The sequence below is a fragment of the Neptuniibacter sp. QD34_54 genome, from assembly GCF_047778055.1.
Classification (GTDB): domain Bacteria; phylum Pseudomonadota; class Gammaproteobacteria; order Pseudomonadales; family Balneatricaceae; genus Neptuniibacter.
In genome coordinates this window covers 3,675,707-3,697,760 of record NZ_CP180546.1, presented here as the reverse complement: position 1 = coordinate 3,697,760, position 22,054 = coordinate 3,675,707, and the positions used below count along the sequence as shown (strand labels likewise).

Below are 22,054 nucleotides of genomic sequence, written 5' to 3'. Positions count from 1 at the left end.
CTTAAGGTTGCAGAGTAACTTCTGCACCTTCACGTAATAGCTCGTTACCGCGAATAACAACCTGCTCGTCAGCACTGATCCCATTAATGATCTGGATCTTATCGCCTTTGATCTTGCCCAATTCCACCGGCCTGCGTTCAGCTTTGCCTTCCACCACGATAAATACGCTGTTACCGTCATCGGCGTGATGCAAAATGGCATCGCGTGACACCATCACTACGTTTTGCTCTTTGGAAAAGTTCAATTCCAGCTTGGCCGATGTGCCCGGTAATAATAGAGGGTTCGCTTGAATGGGTTTAAAGCGGGTCAGGAATGTTCTGCTCTGCTGCGAGCCTACTGGCACTACTGTTTTGACCAAGCCTTCAATAGCGGTATTCGGGGCCGTATCGGGATAGATGGTGATGGTCGTGATCTCCTGCATGCGGCCGAAATAGGCTTGCGGGATCTGCACATCCAATAGAATTTTGTCTAAAGAGACCAGAGTCACAGCTTGATTACCGCTGCTTAACCATTCTCCTTTCTCGGTTTGCTTAGCGGTGATGATGCCAGCAAAAGGTGCGAGTAGTTGATGTTGACCCAGTTCATGTTGGAAACGTTCTTGTTCGGCTTGGGCAGCGGCAAGATCTGATCGAGCGACATCACGCGCTACACGCAGTGAGATCAACGCATTTTGTGCAATGTGCTTTTTCTTGCGCAGAAGCTCACCCTCTTTCAACTGACGATAAGCTTCATTTAGCTGCGTTTGAGCGGAAGTTGTCTGCGCTTTGGATTTGAGTAAGTTCTGGCGGGTAATTTCATCATCGAGGTTCAGAATCAGATCATCTTTTTTGACCTGACTGCCAATATCGACACTTAGGTTTTTAACGATTCCTTCAGCGGCTAAGGATAGATTCGCCGATAGCTCGGCTTTCAACGTACCATGCAGTGTTAGCGTCTCTTCAAAAGGCTCTGCTATGGCGGTTTCAACACGAACGGGCATCGTTTTGGCATGCGCCAGCGTCGGGATTAAAAATAGAATAGTTAACAGGGCTGAAGCAGCCTTGTTTCTAGATAAAGTCCGCAGTGGGGTGGGGAACATGTGACAGTTACTCTCACTCAAAAAGTGTGCAACTGATAAATTAAAATCAATTGCTGGGTAACTGCAACTGTATATACACTTTTTTACATTCAAAATGTTTGAGGGGAAGCAAATGCTTCCCCTCATCATGGCTTATTGAACCGCTAAAACCTGCATAGAGTTGGTGCCGCCATCTTCACCTAGGGATGCCCCGCGGGTGAGGATAACAAGATCGCCAGTTTCTAAAAGGTTACGAGCTTTAAGGCCCGCCAGAATCTCTTCGTTTAGCTTCTCTTTTTCGATCTGCGTTGCATCGAAGAAGATCGGCTCAACACCACGGTAAAGTGCTGTACGGCGCATCGTACGCTCATTACGGGTTACTGCGAAAATAGGTAAGCCTGAACGTATACGTGACATCCACAGCGGAGTGGAGCCCGACTCGGTTAAGCAGATGATTGCTTTAACACCTAACAAGTTATTCGCCGTATACATTGCTGAACGTGCAATTGTTTCATCGAAACGTTCCAGCTTTTGCGTGATGTTGGTTGGAGCAGGACGAGACAACTGATGTTTCTCAGCACCTTGGCAGATAGAAGTCATCGACTTAACCACTTCCACAGGGTGCTTACCCGCCGCTGTTTCAGCAGATAACATCACCGCATCTGTACCATCTAAAATCGCATTAGCAACGTCGAAGACTTCAGCACGGGTCGGCATAGAGTTTTCGATCATGGTTTCCATCATCTGTGTTGCAGTGATTACAAAACGATTGAGTTCACGAGAGCGCTTGATCAGGTGTTTCTGCACGCCAATTAGCTCGGCATCGCCAATCTCTACGCCTAGGTCGCCACGAGCTACCATAATCCCATCGCAGGCTAAGATAATTTCATCCAGCGCTTCGTTGCTAGCTACAGTTTCGGCACGTTCTACCTTGGCGATAATCTCGGCACGGCTTCCAGCGTGATCTAGTAGTTCGCGTGCTTCTTGTAGATCAGCGGCGCTACGAGGGAAAGAGACCGCGATATAATCCATATCGATATCACCAGCGACTTTAATATCGCGACGGTCTTTCTCGGTCAGAGCGGCAGCTGATAGGCCGCCACCTTGACGGTTGATGCCTTTGTTGTTAGAAAGCGGGCCACCAATGATCACTTCAGTTTCGATACGAGAGCCGTTAACCGCAGTGACTTTCAACTGAACACGGCCATCATCGAGTAATAGAATATCGCCTGCTTGGCTATCTTCTGGCAAGGCTTTGTAATCGATACCGACTTGGGTTTGGTCGCCATCTTCATTACCGAGTTCTGAATCTAGAAAAAAAGTATCGCCTGTTTCTAGTTGAATCTTAGTGTCTTTAAATCGTGCGATACGAATTTTAGGACCCTGTAGGTCACCTAAAATTGCGATAGATAAACCCAGTTTACGTGCTGCTTTACGGACCTCACTGGCACGACGGCGGTGGTCATCCGCGCTGCCGTGGGAGAAATTTAGACGTACAGTGTTTACGCCGTTTCTTAAAATATCTTCCAAAACACCAGGTTCATCGGTGGATGGACCCAAGGTTGCTACAATTTTGGTTCGTTTCAGCATAAGAGTAATTAGTCCCTTCTTCAGATTACGCAAATAATATAGTTATGTATTTAGGAGTCTGCCTCTAAAGCCGAATAGGGCTTTAGAGACACGCCCCTTAATCCTTAATACCATGTTTGGTGTTCAAGAATATATACCTTAGTATAGAGCGACTATGTTAACGAAATTAAGTATTTCTTTTGCAGTTACGTTAATAAAAGCCCTTTTTACACAGACAGGCTAGGTTTTATGCCACAGACTCAATCACTTCGCTGGCGTCAGTATCGGCTGCTTTTCTTTGTCGTATTGGCTTTTGCATTCCTTTTGGTGGTTGGGCAAATTACATTTCTAAGTCAATCTCAAGGCTATCAAACCCTGCAACAGCGCTCCGGTGCCGATCTCAATCGTTACCTGTTGAGCCTGCAGCAGAAGTTGGATCGATATAAAGACCTGCCTGCGCTACTGTCATCACACTCCACATTGGTTGAAGCTTTAGCCAAGCCTGAAGATTCGTTCCTTTCAGGCCAGGCCAGTGTCTATTTAGAATCAGTAAATAATTCGATTAATGCGACTGATGTCTATCTGATGGACAAGGATGGGACGGCTATTGCCTCGAGTAACTGGGCGGAAGCGTACTCTTTTATGGGGAAAAATTACGCTTATCGTCCCTACTTTCAAGATGCGATTAAAGGCAAACCTGGCCGCTATTTCGCCTTGGGTTCAGTATCTAACCGACGAGGTTATTATTTCTCATACCCTGTTTATCTGCGCAGCCAGATCATTGGGGTTGTGGTTGTAAAAATTGATTTAAACGAAATTGAATCAGATTGGACCGATCCTGATCTAGACATTCTAGTGACCGATGAAGATGGTGTTATCTTTATCTCAACCCGAGAAGATTGGAAATTCAGAACCCTACACCCACTGAGCAAAGCTGATATCCAACGCATTTCTGAGAGTCTGCGCTATGGTGATCATACTTTAACGGCCCTCGAGATTATTTCGCGTGCACCACAGGAAAATGGTGCGACTTTGATTACGCTGGTGGACGGTAAGCGAATAAAAAATCAAGCCCTCGATGGCATCCGGCCACGTGAATTTCTTCTGCAAAGTAGAGAACTACCCGATAGCGGTTTAACTGTAGTTGTCTTAGCCAGTACTAAGGCGGTTAAAGTGCGGATGTTCTATACCGCTTTGACCGCAGGTTTTATCTTTCTCGCGTTAATCTTGTTGGTGTTAGTGTTACTGACACGACAGCGTATTACTCGAGAGCGCGCACGTTTTAAGCTGAAAGAAACCCAAGCTTTGGAAGCGAGCGAGCAGCGTGTACGTGCCATCATTGATAACACGCAAGCGGGTCTAATCACGTTGGATGATCAGGGACGGATTGAAAGCCTGAACTTGATGGCTGAAAAACTGTTTGGTTATGACGAACAGGAGGTGAGGAGTAAATATTTTAGTAAATTCCTCTCCCAGAACGATCGTGCGCTCTGTTGGCAGCATTTAACGGCGCCAGATAGTGACCGACAGCAGGAGTTGTATACAGAGGCGCTAGGATTGCGCAAAGATGGTTCTGAGTTCCCAATTGAATTGATTATCGGTCATATGGATTATGGCGTGGTGAAACGCTTTATCGTCACCATTCACGATATTACTCAGCGCAAGCAGTACGAAGAAGAGTTAAAACGTGCGCGAGAGTTGCTAGAGCATAGGGTTGCAGCACGTACCGAAGATCTTACCAATGCCAACCTTAAACTTCGTGACGAAGTCGCCAAGCACGAGAATACCCAAAATGAGCTGATTCAAACGGCAAAGTTGGCTGTGCTTGGTCAGATGTCTGCGGGTATCAACCACGAGTTGAATCAGCCGTTAACGGCCATCCGTACTTATGCGGATAATGCCAAAGCCTTTATGGAATTAGGTAAAACTGAACCGGTAGAGAAGAACCTCAGCGAAATTAGTGGCCTGACCGAGCGAATGGCGAAGATCATTCATCCGCTGAAAGAGTTCTCGCGCAAAACAACAGGTGGCGTGGAGCCGGTCTGTCTTAAAAATGTGCATGATGGCGCGATGTCGATCATGTATGGCCGTTTAAGCAAGGCGGATGCAGAGGTAAATTGGCCCTCTGGTCTTGAACGGATCTATGTGCTCGGCGACACCGTGCGTTTGGAGCAGGTGTTGGTCAATCTGATCAGTAATGCTCTGCAAGCGATGGAAAATCAGACCAAACCAGTTGTGGATATCAGCTTGTCGGAACAAAATAAGCAGATCAGCCTTAATGTGCGAGACTTCGGCCCGGGTATACCGTCGCAGGAGTTGAATCGTGTATTCGAGCCCTTCTACACCACTAAAAAAGCGGGTCAGGGTTTAGGGCTGGGTTTGTCGATCTCTCACCGTATTATTGAAAGTATGGGTGGGGAATTGGCTGTCTCCAATCATGCTCAGGGTGGAGCGGTGTTCCGTATTTGCTTACCTAAAGCCGATCAGCCTGATAACCTTAATAACACGATTGGTTGATTAAGAAATGGAAAGCCGCATGAGTGAGAATAGGTTATTGCCCATTCTTTTAGTGGATGATGAAGAACATATTCGGTTAGCGGCTGGACAGGCCCTTGAATTAGCGGGCTATGAAGTGACAGCCGTTGAAACGGCTGAGCAAGCTTTCACCATTATCCAGGACGATTGGCCAGGGATTTTAATTACCGATATCAATCTGCCGGGTATGGATGGCCTTGAGTTGATGAAGCAGGTGGTTAATCTCGATGCCACTTTACCGGTGATCCTGATTACCGGTCATGGTGATATTACTATGGCGGTGGGGGCTATGCGGGATGGTGCCTACGACTTTATCGAAAAACCTTTTTCCTCTGATTTGATGTTAGACGTGGTGCGCCGAGCGATAGAGAAGCGCAATCTGGTTATTGAAAACCGCCGTCTCAAATTAGAGTTGGAAGCTCAGAGCGCTCCGGGCCCACGTATTATCGGTAATACCTCCATGATCGCCCAAGTACGTGGTTTAGTGCATGCAATTGCTGATACCCCGGCTGATATTTTGATCTTGGGTGAAACTGGTACAGGTAAAGACCTGATGGCCCGTTACATCCATGAACATAGTCATCGTCGCGATCAGAATTTTGTCGCGATTAACTGCGGTGCTGTACCCGAAAATCTGATCGAATCTGAACTCTTTGGTCACGAAAAGGGCGCGTTTACCGATGCTAAAGCACGTCGTATCGGTAAGTTTGAGCATGCTAATGGCGGTACGCTGTTTTTAGATGAGATCGAAAGCATGCCGATGACCTTGCAGATTAAGTTACTGCGAGTCTTGGAAGAGCGGGCAATTGAACGCCTTGGCGCTAACGAAGTCATTCCGCTCGATCTTCGCGTGATTGCAGCAACTAAGGTAGATCTACGTGAGGCTGCCGAACAGGGAAATTTCCGAGAAGATCTCTATTATCGTCTGAATGTTGTGCGAGTGGATATCCCGCCGCTACGTGAGCGACGTGAAGATATAGGCTTGTTGTTCCAGCACTTCTCATTGATTGCTTCTTCGCAATATGGCCGAGAGGTGCCGCTGTTATCGGCTGAACGTATGCACAGTTTGATGACCCACGATTGGCCGGGCAATGTCCGCGAACTTCGCAATCTGGCCGAGCGCTATGTGCTTTTGGGTGAAAGTTGTACATTCGACTTTGAGAATAAACCGATCACCGACAATGATGGCTACAACAATATGAGCCTGCCGGATAAGGTCGAGCAGTTTGAAAGCATGTTGATTCAGGCTGAGCTTGCACGTTGCGCTGGCTCCATCAAAGAGACATTAACTAGCCTTGGTTTACCGCGAAAAACTCTTTACGACAAAATGAAGAAGTACGGGTTGGATAAGAAAGATTTTAAATAATTGGACTTAAAAATAGTAACGGAGCGCTACCTGAATCTGGCGTTCTAGCTGCTTCGAATCATCTTGGTTGTATGCTCTCGCGGCTCGGGTGCTATTTATCCAATTGAACTCATTCAACAGAAACCATTGGCGGTTAAGACGGTAACGGTAGCTAAGGGTAAAGGCTTTGCCGTACTCATCATTGTTGTCGCCAACCGTCTGATCTAGATCTGTAACCGAAAACTCTTCTAGGCGTGTTGATAGTCGATGAGGACCGTTACGCCAGCTTAAGGTTAGATAGGCGCTACGGTAATCATTATCGACCACATTGACTTTTTGCGGTGATTGCATCAGGGTTGAGCCCTGCATCACCTGGCCCATCAGGCTCCACTGTTTATCGATCTGCCAGCGGAAACCCGTGTAGGCAAATCGGGTTTCCCAACCATATTGCCCATCCTCAAGCATATAGGGGGTGGCATTGTTGTCGTAATAACCGGCTTGCAGGAGTAGTTTCTTTTTCAGCTTATACTCGGCATTTAAAAAGTAACCAAGGCGGTCATCGCCTTCATGAAAAGGGTCAGATTCTTTTGCTTGATCTGTAAGCAGAGTCGTTTGCGCAGGGGTTTGTGGCACAGGGAGACCTTCGCCGATAACGGATTGGCGACTGCTAAGCGTCCAGCCATGCCAAGACAGCATCGCACCAGCGGTATCGTTAAAACCAAATAAACCTGTGTTGAGCTTTAGATCGTAATTGACCTCTCTAAACTTTCCCAACCACTCTGCCGTGTACTCTATGCCGGTGGTGCGCACCTCCTCACCAATCCAACTGTTCATCGTTGAAGGAGTCAGTGTATTAGCGGGTGACCAAACAGTGGCTCTGTTCTCTAATGATATAGGTGGGTAAAAGGTACCGACGCGGGCGCTGTGTCTAACACCTATATCACTGGGAAGGCCTGAATATTTAAGGAAAACCTCCGTCAGCCCAACTTCGCTTTTCTCATCATCGACAAAGCTGTTCCCTACGACAACAAAACTGAGTTGGTCACTCAAACCTAGTTTTAAGTTCAGGCCTAGCTGCCCTAGAGATAGATCGCCGCCGGGCGAGTTTTGGAGCTTGCCGAATTGACCACTGACATAGCTCTGTTCACCGGAAGAGTGGCTAGCTCGGATATCAACGAGTCCTTTCAAATCTACATCAATTGCATGTACAGGCAGAGATAAAAGCGTCAATGCTGCAAACCAGCGACTATCCATGTAAAACCTTTGTGATCGAAGACGGGTTGTACTCCGATTCTAGCAGCCAACTACTTAGTTCGCTTGCGGGTTGAGGTCGGCTGATGAAATAGCCCTGTGCTAAATCACAGTCATGTTGTTCTAACCATGTCAGAGTTTCTTGATCTTCGATTCCTTCCGCGACAACCGTTAGCCCCATATCATGGGCCATACGGATGGTGGATCTAACAATGATCTGGTCGTCGCTGCTCATGTGAACTTTATCGACAAATGAACGGTCGATTTTTAGCTCGGAAACCGGCATCTGTTTCAGCTGAGCTAGTGATGAGTAACCTGTACCGTAGTCATCAATCGACAGTTTGATCCCTTGACCTTTTATTTCGCAGAGCATTTTAATTGCGCTCTCTGGGTCACTTACGACGGCACTTTCCGTTACTTCCAGGGAAAGTGAGTTTTGCGGCAGTTGATGTGTTTTCCAAATCCCTTTGAGGGTATTGATCAGCTGTTGGTTTTTTAGGTTTTCCGCAGAGATGTTCACCGCGATAGACAGATGTAGCCCTATTTCTGCCCAAGCTTGATATTGTCGAGCGGCTTCATTCATTACCCAATTGCTGAGGGCATCGATCTGGCCTGTTTGCTCAGCGATAGAGATAAAGGAATCGGGTGGGATCATGCCCTGAATCGGGTGCTGCCAGCGAACTAATGCTTCCAGTTGATGGATTTTTCCGGTTTTTAGATCGAGCTTAGGTTGATAGAACAAACATAACTGGTCTTCAGCTATAGCAACCTTAAGGTCATTTACTAAGCTTAAGCGGCGGTTGGCATCGGCATCCATTTCTGGGAGATATTGCTGGAAGCTCTGCTGTGCTTTCTTACCATGGCTAAGCGCTGTATCAGCTTTTTGCAGAAGAGTTTGTGGATCATCGGCATCTTCAGGCACACGGGCAAAGCCAACCTGTAGCTGTAAGTGGAGTAGGGTGTCTTCACCACACAGAGGGTCATCCATCACTTGCTCAATCTTTTGCTGCCATTGCACCAGCTCGCTCAGTGTCGAGCACTCGATCAACATGGCGAATTCGTCACCGTCTAAATGGAAGGTTTGGCTGGCACCGTTGAGCTTCAACAGGCGTTTACCTACTTCTTTAATCATCATATCGCCAATCTGGTAGCCAAGCGTGTCGTTGACGGTGCGTGTGCGACGAATATCCAGATGGAGAAGGCTAAAGAAAGTGTCTTTTTGCTGCAGCAGGGTGTCTAAAGTTTCGAGTAGGGAGAAACGGTTTGGGAGATTGGTCAGGCTGTTATGCTTTAGCTGGTGGCTGATCTTTTGCTCTCGTACCAAGACCGCTTGTTGCATCTGATTAAACTCTTTTGCAAGCTGCCCCATCTCGTTCTTTTCACTGATATCTACACTGCTGTCATAGTTTCCTCGCGCAATATATTGAGCTTGGCGTACCAGTTTTCTAACCGGTTGGGTAATACTGCCAGCGAGGAGATAGGCTGCCAGCATGGTGATTGTCACCATACCGCCTTCAAGTGCTAGTAGGTGCCACCAGTTCTCTTGTAGGGTTTCCAGTAGGTTAGAGCGAGAGCCAAAGATCGTTACTTGCAGAGGACTCTTGCTGACCATGCCCACTTCAATCTGGGTTGCGAAAAGGTGGCCTGGTACCCGATTTTCAATAACTGCTAAGCCTTGCTGGCTCGGTGCTTGAGGATGGCTTGTCGGGATCGCAGCAGCAATAGCGCGCCATTGGCTATCTTCCTGCTGCAACATGAATTCGATACTCAGCCCAGTAATATCGGCAAAGTTTTGTGCCAGGGTGGTATTAATCTGATAGCCATAGCCGATCCAGCCGACGACTTGTTGCCCACTTTTTAATGGAGCAAAACTGAGTTGGTATAACTCGTTTTCTTGCTGGTACAGTTTGGTAAACGTGCCATCTACGCCAAACCATTGTGGCGAAGGGAACGGTTGGCCTTGTTCGGGGCCTAAACGGATTTTTTCATTTGGATTGCGGCGAATAAGCTGACCGATAATCGAGAACTTTTGGTCTACAGCGATTGCTATATCGGCATCAATGCGCTTGCGGTGGTTATTCAATGCAATCAGAAAACTACGTTGGTCAGCGCCGAAGACCTCTTTCAAACCGAAGTCCTTTGCAGCTGTTTCGGCGAAGGCTTGGAGATAGTAGTTTCGTTGCTGATAAAGGGTGTCAAAAACGGAGACAGCGGCATTGAGCCGCGATTGGATCTGAACGTCCCCTTGTTTATTGTTGGCGTCGTAGACCATCCACAAAGATGCTGCTTGAACCACCATTAATAAGGCGACAAAGAATATAAATATTTTGGTTTTTAAACTGCCCATGGTTAGTCATCCAATAACTAGTATTCATCCAGGAATTCGAAGTCTTCTTCGTCAGCCTTTGGCTTCACTTCGTAGAAGGTTTCGCTCAATTGCCAGGTCAGTTTTTGGTCTTGGCTAATATCCACTATCTGGGTTAATCGATTGTTTTCCGCTTTTAACTGCGGATGCCATAAGGTTAGGCGATATTTGCCCAAGTGATGAAAATCGAACGAAACTGAGCCAGTTTTAGTGGTTTTGGCAAAATAAGGCGTATCGACGATAAGTATAAAGCCGCTCATCCAATCATGGATGTTACAGCCCATAGCGACTGTCTCAGTGGATGAATCGGGCTCAAACGTCTCTAGGGCCTTGGATTCGCCTGATTTCAGTTTAAAGGAAAAACGGTTTGGGCCGGAGATCGAGTAGATATGGTGGGTAAAGTCATCTTTATTACTGAACTGTACCTCATCTTGGCGTTGCATCACCGTAATGTGCGGCGCAAATGCGCGATCTTTTTGTGTGATCTCGATTTTCTGACGTTCTATCTTAGGAGCTGGCTGGTCTATAGGTTCAGCATAGAGGACGATGGAATTTACCCCTGATTTATCGGGGTTTAGAACAGTAACATCCAATGTTGCAGCCTTAGTTTGAGAGGTCAATAAGATCGTAAAGCTTGCTACGAATGCGCGTATATACAAGGCTATTCTCCAAAGAAGGGTTCCGTTTCCTTAAGAGTGACCTATTCGAGAAAAATAGGTTCATTAATTAATGATCAAATATTCAAAATATGTCTTGTGGGTAAGGTTGTAATAATTTTGTAGTAGATACCCTTTCAAAATATCGGATTAATTCTGGACGAGTCTGCACTAACTCGGTGTTGACTTAATCTGTTTTGCTGCACCGCAGAAAAGCAGGCGTTGCTTTAGCTGATTCAAAAATGTGCAATTTATGCATTTTTAATGTTTGCTGAGCTGATTTTCTTAAAAATACGCCTGTTGGCATAGGCGTTGCTCCAGTACTAGCAATCTTTTGTGAGTTAGGAGTAAACAATGAATCAACTACCCTCTAAGTTGTTGTTAGCCACGGCTATCGCAGCTATATCGACCCCATCAGCTTATGCCGCTGAGTCTATTGCTGAAGCGTTTCAGAACGGTGAAACCTCCGTTAGCTTCCGTCTACGTTATGAAGACGTTGAAGACGATTCTGCCGCTGAAGATGCGAATGCTTTGACGTTAAAGTCTCGATTAACCTTTAAAACAGATGAATTCAAATCTGTATCTGCATTGGTTGAAGTAGATGACGTAACTGAACTGGACGATGTCGAATACAACGATGGCGTTAACGGCATGGGAACGAAAACAAAAATCGTTGACCCTGAAGGCACAGAAGTAAACCAAGCGTATTTAGCATTTACAGGTTTGTCTGATACCACTGTAAAGGTTGGTCGCCAGCGTATCCTTTTAGACAACCAACGCTTTGTTGGTGGTGTAGGTTTCCGTCAGAATGAGCAGACTTACGATTCGCTATCGGTTAAGAACAGCTCTCTGGCTGATACGGAGGTGTTCTACGCTTATATCAATGATGTCCATGGTATTACGGGTTCGGACAGCAAGCACAAGACACACTTGTTCAACGTAAAATACAAAGGTCTGCCATTTGGCGTTTTAACCGGTTACTACTACAACTTTGAGGAAGATAAAGTTGGTGGTTATGACCTAGATACTTACGGCGTTCGTTTTAGTGGTTCTCAAGATGCAGGTGATACCAAGCTTCTATACACAGCTGAGTACGCTACACAGGATAACGGCTCGACTGATCCTGACTACTATCTATTAGAGGGTGGTGTGGCGTTCTCTGGTGTGACAACCAAGCTAGGTTATGAAGTTCTTGGCTCTGATGGTGGTGTAGGATTCAATACACCATTAGCCACTAAGCATAAATTTCAGGGTTGGGTTGACCAGTTTTTAGCAACACCTGCAGATGGCATTGAAGATATTTATATCAGCGTGGGCACTAAGTTGGCAGGTGTTAAATTGCTTGCGGTTTATCACGACTATGAAGTTGAAGAAACGGGCGCTGATTTAGGCTCGGAATGGGGTTTTGTTGCGGCCAAAAAGTTTGGCAAAAACTACGGTTTAAGCCTGAAGTATGCTGACTATGACGCAGGTGATACTGGCGCGGATAAGAGCAAACTGTGGTTAACAGCTACAGCAAATTTTTAAAGCGGTGTATCAGCTACCCGAGTAGTGACGGGTGCCATATGATAGAGCGATCCCCTCTCGTTCTATTAATAAAGAAGCCGCCATATTGGCGGCTTCTTTATTTTGTTTAGAAGGTTATAGTTTGAATTTCTGTACCATCATTTCTAGCTGTCCAGCTAGCGTATTCAGCTCATGAGCAACTTGGTTCAGTTGACCTGCACGAGATGAAGTATGCTCAGCTGTTTGAGCGATCTCATGTACGCTAGACTCAACGCTACTAGCCATCTCTGTTTGCTCTTTAACCGATGAAGAAACCATGTGATTCATATCGTTAATCGCACGAACTTCTTCGGCAATCTTGATTAGCGCATCAGATGTTTCCTGTACTTTAGCTACACCTGCTTCTGCACTCGAGTGTGCTTGATCCATTACGGATACCGCATCACGCGCATCGTTTTGAAGCTCTTCAATAATCGCGTTGATCTCTTCCGTCGAGTTGCGCGTTTTACTTGCTAGGGTGCGTACTTCGTCCGCTACCACAGCAAAGCCCCGGCCTTGTTCGCCGGCACGGGCCGCCTCGATGGCAGCGTTAAGCGCCAGTAAGTTAGTTTGCTCAGCAATTTTCTGAATCACTTCTAGTACGGTTCCAACACTCTGACTTTGTTCATCTAGCTTGTTGATAACATTCAGAGCTCGGTCAATATTACTCTTCAGGGAGTCAATGGCATTGATCGCTTGTTGAGTAATTTGCGTACCTTCATTACTTTGCTCAAGGGCTAGGTCAGAAGCTGATACTGTATTTTCGGCGCTTGCTTCAACACTTTTAGTTGCAGCTTCCATCTGTTCCATCGCAGAAGCGACAGCACTGGTTTGTATCTGCTGATTGTTCACCGCGCTATTTGCCATATCAGCAATGTCATTGATAGATGTGCTCGACGAACTTAGCTGATGAACGGTAGAACTTACTTTGCTTAGACTGGAGTGGAAGTCTTCGAGCATAGTGTTCAGAGATGTTGACATCGTGCCGATTTCATCTTTGGAAGTTACATCTATGCGCAATTTAAGATCTGAGTTTTCATGAATGGTGTTGATCGTCTTACCCATACGTTTAACTGGGCGTACTACTAGGTGACCTAGTAACAGACTAATTAGGACTAAGCCGATAATAAATAGTACTAACTCGGTCAAAGCTACACTGATCAGGTTAGCGCGAATAGTGTTATCTAGATTTTCAAAAGAGTAGGTGACTCGAACGGCACCTAATACATCACCCTCAGCCGTCTGGTGGCAGAGTAAGCAGTTAGTACCTTTATAGTCCGGTAGGGCTTTCATTGGAGTGATAACGGTCAGGCGGTGGCCTTTAGCATCATCGATCTCTTCAATAATCTGTTCACCCTGCATTGCACGTTTATCGAGGTCATCCATTATTTTGGAGTCATCGGTGCCGGGCCCGTAAACTTTGGAAACACTATCGGCGCGGATAATACGTGCTTCTAAGACATCAGGATTGGCAAGAATCTTTTTCTGTAGGGTTTCACGGTTAGACATGGCACCGCTCAGCATCAGTATATTGATACTGTCAAAGTAGGAATCAGCCGTCTCGGTTGTTGTACGTTGTACAACTTCAGAAACTAACTGAGTTTCACTACGGTAAATCGCGGTTAGAGAGCTAACCAAGATAATCAGGAACACAACTGCTAGAGAAATGTTTACCTTTGTTTGAATTGATAGGCCATCCAATTTCACACTTCAGCTCCCGTCATAATTGCCGTCATTTTTGTAATAGTGGTTAGCATAGTCAGTAACTCATCATAAGGCGAAGCTGATATTACACACAAGCCTTAGGTGCTTTGTTCTTTCGATGTAGATCAATGAAACGCCATTTTTGGATGCTGGTTCAATAAATAAAACACAGATGGATGGGAATTCACTGATTTTAAAATTGTAAATGGGTGAGTTTCCGCCATTTTTTCTAGCCGCTTAAATCCTTGCTTTAAACATACGTTTAACCTGTATCTCAATGTTTATAGGTGCTACAGAGGTTTGTGAAAATCATATTTCACAGTTGGCCCTATCTTTGCTCTCTTGTGTGATGAGTTCAGAAAGTTCTGTGACTGCTAAAAACAGAAAGCGCTGAATTTCAAACAAAACAAACATAATTAAATTCAATTAAACAGGAGATGCACAATGCGTTTACTGACCGCTGCGGTAACTTCCCTTGCACTAACTCTAGGAGCACAAGCTGCTGTTGCAGCCCCAGTAGAAATTAAGTTTTCTCACGTGGTTGCTGAAAACACACCAAAAGGCCAGATGGCTCTTAAATTTAAAGAGCTAGTAGATGAGCGTTTAGCTGGCAAAGTTGAAGTTAAGGTCTTCCCTAACTCTCAGCTATTCGGCGACAACAAAGTTTTGGAAGCGATGTTGCTAGGTGATGTGCAGATGGCTGCACCTTCTCTATCTAAATTCCAGAAGTTCACTAAAAAACTTCAGATTTTCGATCTGCCTTTCCTGTTTAAAGATATGGCTGCGGTAGAAAAATTCCAGAACAGCCCAGATGGTCAAAAACTATTAGGTTCTCTAGAGAGCAAAGGTTTAGTGGGTCTTGGTTACCTGCACAACGGTATGAAGCAGCTTTCTGCAAGCCAAGAGCTAAAAGTACCAGCTGATGCTTCTGGTAAGAAATTCCGTATCATGACATCTGACGTACTACAGGCTCAGTTCGAAGCTGTAGACGCTGTTCCACTGAAAAAGCCTTTCTCTGAAGTATTCACACTTCTACAAACTAAAGCGATCGACGGTCAAGAGAACACTTGGTCAAACATCTACTCTAAGAAGTTCTTCGAAGTTCAGCCTTTCATCACTGAATCTAACCACGGTGTACTGGACTACCTAGTAGTAACGTCTGCTGAGTTCTGGATGGGTCTTGATGCAGATCTGAAAGTTGAAGTTAAGAAAGCGCTAGATGAAGCGATCAAACACGGTAACGGCATTGCTGCTGAAAAGGCTGCGTCTGATAAGCAGAAGATCATCGATTCTAAGCGTTCTCAAGTTGTTAGCCTAACTGACGCAGAACGTGATCAGTGGGTTGAAGCAATGAAGCCTGTATGGAAGCAGTTTGAAGATGAGATCGGTGCAGATCTAATCAAAGCTGCAGCTGCAAGCAACTAATATCACGCCACTTAACCGGGTGGGCTTTGCCCGCTCGGTTATGTTCAGAGGAGAACGGTTAACGGCTCTCGCCGTGGGTTGTCCTGTGAATATCTCCTTATGAAAAAAACTATTAACGACGTGAGTCGCTAGGGGAGCTGTATATGGTTCGTAATCTAGTAACAAAATTGGAAGAGGGCTTTTTATCCCTGCTTCTAGTTTCAATGACATTACTGGTATTTGCTGAAGTGGTAGCGCGCTTTGGTTTTAACGCCGGTATCCATTGGGCACAGGAAGTGACCCTTTTACTCGCTGCATGGTTTGTACTCTTTGGTGCTTCTTATGGTGTCAAAGTAGGTGCCCATATCGGCGTGGATGTTTTTGTAAAACTGATGCCTGAACACACGCATCGGTTAGTCACTTTGGTTGCTGTTGGCCTGTGCTTGGTTTACTGCGGACTGTTCTTGTATGGCTCTTGGATCTACATCAGCAAGATGAAGATGATCGGTATCGAGCTGGAAGATCTTCCAGTACCGAAATGGATCCCAATGAGTATTTTGGTGATCGGTTTTGTTCTATTGATTATTCGTTTCTTAGAACTGGGCTGGAAAGTTATCACTAAACAAGCAGATGGTTTCCACTTCGCGGATGAAGCGGAAGAGTCTATGGAGATCGCTAACGAGCTGAAAGACACAGCACTAGGCGACCCTAATGACAGCCAAAATCAAAAAAAGCAGGAGGATAAATAAATGACTATTGCTGTACTGTTTATCACTCTGTTTGGGTGCATGATCATCGGTATGCCGATTGCTATCGCATTGGGCCTATCTTCTGTAACCACTATTTTGTTGTTCTCAAATGACTCCCTTGCATCGATTGCATTGAAACTGTTTGAGGCGACTTCAGAACATTACACGCTGTTAGCGATCCCGTTCTTCATTCTGTCCTCTGCGTTCTTGTCTACCGGGGGGGTAGCAAAACGTTTGATTAACTTCGCGGTTGATACCGTGGGTCATATTCGAGGCGGTCTGGCGATGGCATCGGTAATGGCGTGTATGCTATTTGCTGCGGTATCTGGTTCATCGCCTGCAACCGTAGCGGCGATCGGTACTATCTGTATCGCGGGTATGGTGCGCTCGGGTTACCCACAATCTTTCGCTGCAGGTGTAATCGCGAATGCGGGTACTTTGGGTATTTTGATCCCACCGTCTATCGTAATGTTGGTATACGCTGCTGCGACAGAAGTTTCCGCTTCACGTATGTTTATGGCGGGTTTCATCCCGGGCCTAATGATGGGTCTGATCCTAATGATCGCTATCTACATCGTTGCGCGTGTTAAAGGTCTACCATCTCAGCCGTTCCCAGGTTTCCGAGCGTTGGCTAAGTCTGGCCTAATCGCGATGGGTGGTTTGATGCTGATCTTCATCGTACTAGGTTCTATCTACGGTGGTGTAGCATCTCCAACGGAAGCGGCTGCAGTAGCTGCAGTATATGGCTACTTTATTGCGGTAATGGGTTACCGTGATATTGGCCCGATGAAAGGTGTGCCATGGAAGAAAGATGGCGAGAACCTAATCACTGCTGCTATTCGTAATGCGCTACAGATGCTTTGGGCGCTACCAAAATCTGTTAACGATCCAGAAGTACGTAAAGTACTGATCGATGCGTCTAAAGTGTCCATGATGCTGCTATTCATCATTGCTAACGCAATGCTGTTTGCACACGTTCTTACGACAGAGCGTATTCCGCACACGATTGCAGAGCAGATTCTAGCTTGGGGTCTACCAGCGTGGGGCTTCCTGATCGTAGTAAACATCTTGCTACTGATTGCAGGTAACTTCATGGAGCCATCAGCGATCCTATTGATCATGGCGCCGATCTTGTTCCCAATCGCAACACAGCTAGGTATCGACCCAATTCACCTAGGTATCATCATGGTTGTAAACATGGAGATCGGGATGCTCACTCCACCGGTGGGACTCAACCTCTTTGTAACCGCCGGGATAACCGGGCAGAACATGGTCTGGGTTATCAAGGCCTGCCTACCATGGCTATGTCTATTGTTAGGTTTCTTAATGCTTATCACTTATGTGCCGCAGATCTCTCTATTCCTACCGGAATATATCGATCACTTGAAAGGCTACTAATACATTTGCAAAACAGGTTCTTACCGAATCAACCTCACTCAAGGGGGGAGTTTCTCCCCCGTTTAAACTGTTGATTAGTGCTTTAACCACCGCTCGCGGTGGTTTTTTTTGTCTTAAATTTGGGCTCTATCGCTGGCGAGGGTATAATCGCCGCTTCTAATGCATTGGTTACAAAAGAGACAGATAGAGTGATTGGTTATATTGCAGCGCTATGGGGTATCAGCGGTATTTTCCTGTTAATAGGCAGCGCGATCTATCGTCTTAGCGATATAGGTCTACAAACCTTTAACTATGATCTCTCTTGGTACCACTGGGCGGCATTAGCATTTAGCGTGATATTTATGGGCTTTGCCGAAGGTTATCGCGGCTTTCAACAAGCGTGGTCACCGCGTGTGGCTGCTCGTATTCTGTATCTTTCTCAGAATGTCTCTCCGGTCCGTTTTATCTTTGCGCCCCTGTTTTGCATGGGATTCTTCTCGATCGTTCGTAAACGTATGATCGTTACCTACTGCCTAACGCTGGGCATCATCTCTATGGTCTTGCTAGTGCATCAACTAGAACAGCCTTGGCGCGGCATTGTTGATCTTGGCGTAGTTACTGGGCTGATCTGGGGCCTAACTTCACTGCTGCTTTTCTCTATCAAAGCGTTCTTTAGCGAAGGGTTTGAGCACTCGCCAGAGATGCCTTAAAGCGACTAGCCTGTTGCTAGACGCTGCGCTTGTTAGTGGCTAGGAGGGAATCATGGCTGATGGCTTTGTTCTGTATTTCCCAGTTTATTCAGCAGCCCCGACTATTTCCTGCTTTTTATCCACGCGTTTAGCCAGCCTTCATAAAGCACAATTGTCTCAGCTATTCGCTGAGGATTTAATATCTGTCGATGGTCAGATTGCTTCTGAAAACCAAGTCTTAGCAGTAGGGCAGAAGGTAGCTGTATCACTATCGGATCATTATGAAGAGCCTGTTGATACCCACTGGCGAAAGCTTTGGGAAAACGACGAGATTCTCGCTGTATATAAGCCCCATCTGCTGCCTGTCAGCCGTACCACGCGTAATCTCTATAACACGCTAATCTCCCTTGTGCGTCGTCAGACGTCTTATGAGGATGCGCACCTGTTGCATCGTCTTGATACCGAGACTGCAGGCATTATTCTGCTAGCCAAAAACAAAGTGGCGGATAAAAAGTGGAAGCCGCGTTTAGATCAGTTGATCAGCAAGAAGGTCTACCACGCTTGGGTAGAGGGCATTCCTGAATGGGATGAACTCAGCTACGAATGTGAGCTATCGGAAAAAGTTGGTAGTCCGATTCGCAGTCAGATGTATGTGGTGGACCAGGCCGAATCAGATTTTTACCCCAAGCCTAAACAGAGCCAAACCTTGTTTCGGGTCTTGCGAAAGGACGAGGGTAAAAGCTTGATTGAGTGTGAGCTAATGACTGGAAGGAAACACCAGATTAGGGCGCATTTAGCACATCTGGGCCACCCGATTATTGGCGATAAGATCTATTCGAAAGGTGGTCAGTATTATTTGAAGCGCTTGGATAAAGAGCTCGAAAAAGCGGATTTTGCAGAGTTAGATTCTGAATATCAGATGCTGACTGCGGTAAGGATGGACATTAACCCTGATGACCAGCCAGTGATCATCAGGGTTGATAACAGGGATTAACCTAGGAATAGTTTATAAGCTGCGTTATCAGTCTCTTCCCAGTAGTTGTAGCCGATCTCTTCCAAGAAAGTGCCTACTTGATCACGTTCAGCTTCAGGCACTTGCATACCTACCAATACGCGACCATATGCGGCACCGTGGTTACGGTAGTGGAACATTGAGATGTTCCACTTTCCACCCAATTTCTTTAGGAAGTTCATCAGTGCGCCTGGGCGCTCTGGGAATTCAAAACGATAGATTACCTCGTTTTCCAGCGTTGCAGGCGCATGACCACCGACCATATAACGGACGTGGATTTTAGCGATTTCGTTTTCGCTGAGGTCTTCAACCTCGTACTCTTTTTCACGTAGCTCGCTGATTACTTCTTCGCGGCCATCACCACCGGCTTTTAGCTGAATGCCAGCAAAGACGATAGCATTGCTATCATCGCTATAGCGGTAGTTAAACTCAGTGATATTGCGGTTACCTAGGGCTGAGCAGAATTTCTTAAAGCTACCCGGTTGCTCAGGGATGCGTGCGGCGATAATCGCTTCACGCTGTTCACCGAGTTCGGAACGTTCAGCGATATGACGCAAACGGTCGAAGTTTACGTTGGCGCCCGAATCGATTGCGATAAGCGTCTTATCGCTGATCTCTTCACGGGCTACATACTTCTTCATACCGGCAACACCTAGTGCACCTGCAGGTTCGCAGATAGAGCGAGTGTCGTCGTAGATATCTTTAATCGCAGCGCAGATCTCATCCGTTGATACAGTGATTACATCATCAACGTACTTTTGTGCTACTTCAAAGGTGTTTTCGCCGATGATTGCTACAGCAACACCGTCGGCAAAAATGCCCACTTGATCCAAAGTGACACGTTTACCAGCATCCAACGCAGCTTTTAGGCAGGCCGAATCTTCGGATTCTACGCCGATAACCTTAGTTTCTGGGCGAAGGTATTTTACGTATGCAGCAATACCGGCAACCAGACCGCCGCCACCGACAGGGACAAAGATCGCTTCGATTGGGCCGGATTCCTGACGTAGGATCTCCATTGCCACTGTGCCTTGACCGGCGATTACATCGGGATCATCAAACGGGTGAACGTAAGTCATCCCTTTTTCAGCAACCAGCTTTTGAGCGTGAGCCGCAGCATCGTCGTAAGCGTCGCCATGAAGTACTACTTTGCCTCCTAGACGACGAACGTTATTCACTTTTACGTCCGGCGTAGTTTTTGGCATGACGATGGTCGCTTTTACACCTAAGTGTTTCGCGGACATTGCCAAGCCTTGGGCATGGTTACCCGCTGAGGCTGCAACAACGCCACAAGCGCGTTCTTCCTCGGTGAGCTGCGATAGTTTGTTATAAGCGCCGCGCAGCTTGAAGGAGAACACTGGCTGTTCATCTTCACGCTTCAGCATAATTCGGTTATTCAGACGCTCAGAAAGACCTTTTGCTTCATCCAGTGGAGTTTCGATCGCCACGTCGTAAACGCGGGCCTCGAGGATTTTTTTGATATATCTATCTGGCATGATATTTCGCCTAATGTTTCGTCTGAATAAAAGTAAGCGGGAAATGGTAAAGGGAAACGCCCTGTTACGTCTACAATAGGTCACTAAAGCTGCGTATAATTTAGCGTAATTCTTACATATTTTAGTGAAAACCCCGGTTGTTTTCCGTCATGCATAAAATAGGTGCCTAACATGACCCAGGACGAGATGAAAAAAGCAGTTGCTGAAGCTGCTGTGGAGTACATCAAACCTAAACTAAATGAAGACAGTATTGTGGGTGTGGGCACAGGTTCTACTGCCAACTTCTTCATCGATGCCCTAGCTGAAATTAAGCACTTGTTCGAAGGTGCAGTAGCGAGCTCCGAAGCTACGGCTGAACGCTTAAAAGGCCACGGTATCGAAGTTTTTGATATGAACTCCGTTGCTGAGATGGAAGTGTATGTCGATGGTGCTGACGAGTTCGATTCTGGTCTGAACCTTGTGAAAGGTGGCGGCGGCGCCCTAACGCGCGAAAAGATTGTTGCGGCAGTTGCTAAAGAGTTTGTTTGCATCGTAGATAGCACTAAGAAAGTCGATATTCTTGGCGAATTCCCACTACCTGTAGAAGTGATCCCAATGGCTCGCTCTCAAGTAGCGCGTGAATTGGTAAAACTGGATGGTATGCCAGAATGGCGTGAAGGCTTCACGACTGATAACGGTAATCTGATCCTAGATGTGCACGATATGGAGATCATGAACCCGAAACAGCTAGAGACTCAGCTAAACAACATCGTGGGTGTTGTAACTAACGGCTTGTTCGCTAACCGTGGTGCTGATGTTGTATTGATGGGCACGCCTGAAGGTGTAGAAACTATCAAGCTTTAATGCAGTTGCTAGCGTCTAGTTGTTAGGCGCTGTGCTTGCTAGAAAAAACCTGCCTACGGCAGGTTTTTTTGTTTAAGAATCTTTTCGCGTGGAATGCTGAATATGCTGATATCTAAATGATAGAGCTTGGCCAAAACGGACTCCTTCAAACTCCCTCGCACAGACATTCGAAAAACCAGAAACCTCACCTTTCAGGGTGCCATCTTCATTTAATTCAATATCACGTAGATGTACCTCTTGCCCTTTAAATAACAAAGCGACTTCAATCGCTGTATGCGCAATACGCTGTTCTGGGCTTTCCGATTGTGTTGCATTGGAATTTGGTGGTGTAGGCCCAACTAGATCAAAGCCTAGAGTATCGGCATCGGTGGTTTTCATGGTGTTACATCTTGTTTATTTATCTTGAGCTGCAAAGACTACCATTAGCCTGAGATACATGGAATTAAGCTGAGCGTTA

The 22,054-nt window shown here is 46.2% G+C and carries 17 protein-coding genes; 9 read left to right on the top strand and 8 right to left on the bottom strand.

The annotated features are described in order from the left end of the window. Position 1: 1 nt before the first annotated feature. Together ACMXYP_RS17035 and pyk are read right to left on the bottom strand one after the other, a co-directional pair. Entirely contained in the window at positions 2 to 979 is a 978-nt protein-coding gene (locus tag ACMXYP_RS17035; protein ID WP_415882827.1) for an efflux RND transporter periplasmic adaptor subunit, read from the bottom strand. A 231-nt stretch (positions 980 to 1,210) separates the two neighbouring features. Continuing rightward, positions 1,211 to 2,647, bottom strand: a complete 1,437-nt coding sequence (gene pyk, locus ACMXYP_RS17030) for a pyruvate kinase (RefSeq protein ID WP_415882826.1) — start codon at positions 2,645 to 2,647, stop codon at positions 1,211 to 1,213. Positions 2,648 to 2,875: 228 nt separating this feature from the next. On the opposite strand from pyk, the gene ACMXYP_RS17025 reads away from it, so the two are divergent. Next, positions 2,876 to 5,143 (top strand): ATP-binding protein, encoded by a 2,268-nt coding sequence (locus tag ACMXYP_RS17025; protein WP_415882825.1) that lies wholly within the window; start codon positions 2,876 to 2,878, stop codon positions 5,141 to 5,143. Between the two features lie 19 nt (positions 5,144 to 5,162). Further along, positions 5,163 to 6,527 (top strand): sigma-54-dependent transcriptional regulator, encoded by a 1,365-nt coding sequence (locus ACMXYP_RS17020; protein WP_415882824.1) that lies wholly within the window; start codon positions 5,163 to 5,165, stop codon positions 6,525 to 6,527. 6 nt (positions 6,528 to 6,533) lie between these two features. Here the strand turns inward: ACMXYP_RS17020 and ACMXYP_RS17015 are convergent, their stop codons facing one another. Genes ACMXYP_RS17015 through ACMXYP_RS17005 form a run of 3 tightly spaced genes read right to left on the bottom strand, consistent with a single transcriptional unit; the run spans position 6,534 to position 10,781 of the window. Continuing rightward, positions 6,534 to 7,760 carry a hypothetical protein gene (locus tag ACMXYP_RS17015; protein WP_415882823.1) on the bottom strand — a complete coding sequence of 409 codons (1,227 nt, stop codon included), beginning with the start codon at positions 7,758 to 7,760 and terminating at the stop codon, positions 6,534 to 6,536. Further along, positions 7,753 to 10,104, bottom strand: a complete 2,352-nt coding sequence (locus ACMXYP_RS17010; protein ID WP_415882822.1) for a putative bifunctional diguanylate cyclase/phosphodiesterase — start codon at positions 10,102 to 10,104, stop codon at positions 7,753 to 7,755. The genes ACMXYP_RS17015 and ACMXYP_RS17010 overlap by 8 nt, the downstream gene beginning before the upstream one ends. A 17-nt stretch (positions 10,105 to 10,121) precedes the next feature. Beyond that, the gene (locus tag ACMXYP_RS17005; protein ID WP_415882821.1) at positions 10,122 to 10,781 is read right to left on the bottom strand and encodes a hypothetical protein; all 660 of its coding nucleotides are present in this window, start codon (positions 10,779 to 10,781) and stop codon (positions 10,122 to 10,124) included. A gap of 351 nt (positions 10,782 to 11,132) precedes the next feature. Between ACMXYP_RS17005 and ACMXYP_RS17000 the strand changes: the two genes are divergently transcribed. Then, on the top strand, positions 11,133 to 12,305 hold the full coding sequence (locus ACMXYP_RS17000; RefSeq protein ID WP_415882820.1) for an alginate export family protein: 1,173 nt from the start codon (positions 11,133 to 11,135) through the stop codon (positions 12,303 to 12,305). Between the two features lie 114 nt (positions 12,306 to 12,419). Here the strand turns inward: ACMXYP_RS17000 and ACMXYP_RS16995 are convergent, their stop codons facing one another. After that, positions 12,420 to 14,030, bottom strand: a complete 1,611-nt coding sequence (locus tag ACMXYP_RS16995; RefSeq protein ID WP_415882819.1) for a methyl-accepting chemotaxis protein — start codon at positions 14,028 to 14,030, stop codon at positions 12,420 to 12,422. Positions 14,031 to 14,471: 441 nt separating this feature from the next. On the opposite strand from ACMXYP_RS16995, the gene ACMXYP_RS16990 reads away from it, so the two are divergent. From ACMXYP_RS16990 to ACMXYP_RS16970, 5 genes are all read left to right on the top strand, one after another. After that, on the top strand, positions 14,472 to 15,452 hold the full coding sequence (locus ACMXYP_RS16990; RefSeq protein WP_415882818.1) for a TRAP transporter substrate-binding protein: 981 nt from the start codon (positions 14,472 to 14,474) through the stop codon (positions 15,450 to 15,452). Between the two features lie 143 nt (positions 15,453 to 15,595). Further along, complete coding sequence (locus ACMXYP_RS16985; RefSeq protein WP_415882817.1) at positions 15,596 to 16,180, top strand: TRAP transporter small permease; 585 nt, start codon at positions 15,596 to 15,598, stop codon at positions 16,178 to 16,180. Next, positions 16,181 to 17,578 (top strand): TRAP transporter large permease, encoded by a 1,398-nt coding sequence (locus ACMXYP_RS16980; protein ID WP_415882816.1) that lies wholly within the window; start codon positions 16,181 to 16,183, stop codon positions 17,576 to 17,578. Between the two features lie 188 nt (positions 17,579 to 17,766). After that, positions 17,767 to 18,267 carry a hypothetical protein gene (locus tag ACMXYP_RS16975; RefSeq protein WP_415882815.1) on the top strand — a complete coding sequence of 167 codons (501 nt, stop codon included), beginning with the start codon at positions 17,767 to 17,769 and terminating at the stop codon, positions 18,265 to 18,267. Between the two features lie 52 nt (positions 18,268 to 18,319). Then, positions 18,320 to 19,240 (top strand): RluA family pseudouridine synthase, encoded by a 921-nt coding sequence (locus ACMXYP_RS16970; protein WP_415882814.1) that lies wholly within the window; start codon positions 18,320 to 18,322, stop codon positions 19,238 to 19,240. Here the strand turns inward: ACMXYP_RS16970 and ilvA are convergent. Next, positions 19,237 to 20,754, bottom strand: a complete 1,518-nt coding sequence (ilvA, locus tag ACMXYP_RS16965) for a threonine ammonia-lyase, biosynthetic (protein WP_415882813.1) — start codon at positions 20,752 to 20,754, stop codon at positions 19,237 to 19,239. The two genes, ACMXYP_RS16970 and ilvA, sit on opposite strands and share 4 nt — an antisense overlap. Positions 20,755 to 20,925: 171 nt before the next feature. Here ilvA and rpiA point away from each other — a divergent pair, with 171 nt between their 5' ends. Then, positions 20,926 to 21,597: a ribose-5-phosphate isomerase RpiA gene (gene rpiA, locus ACMXYP_RS16960; RefSeq protein ID WP_415882812.1), complete on the top strand. Its 672-nt coding sequence runs from the start codon at positions 20,926 to 20,928 to the stop codon at positions 21,595 to 21,597. Positions 21,598 to 21,669: 72 nt separating this feature from the next. Here rpiA and ACMXYP_RS16955 read toward each other — a convergent pair whose 3' ends face one another. Next, positions 21,670 to 21,975 carry a hypothetical protein gene (locus ACMXYP_RS16955; protein WP_415882811.1) on the bottom strand — a complete coding sequence of 102 codons (306 nt, stop codon included), beginning with the start codon at positions 21,973 to 21,975 and terminating at the stop codon, positions 21,670 to 21,672. Between the last annotated feature and the right edge of the window lie 79 nt (positions 21,976 to 22,054).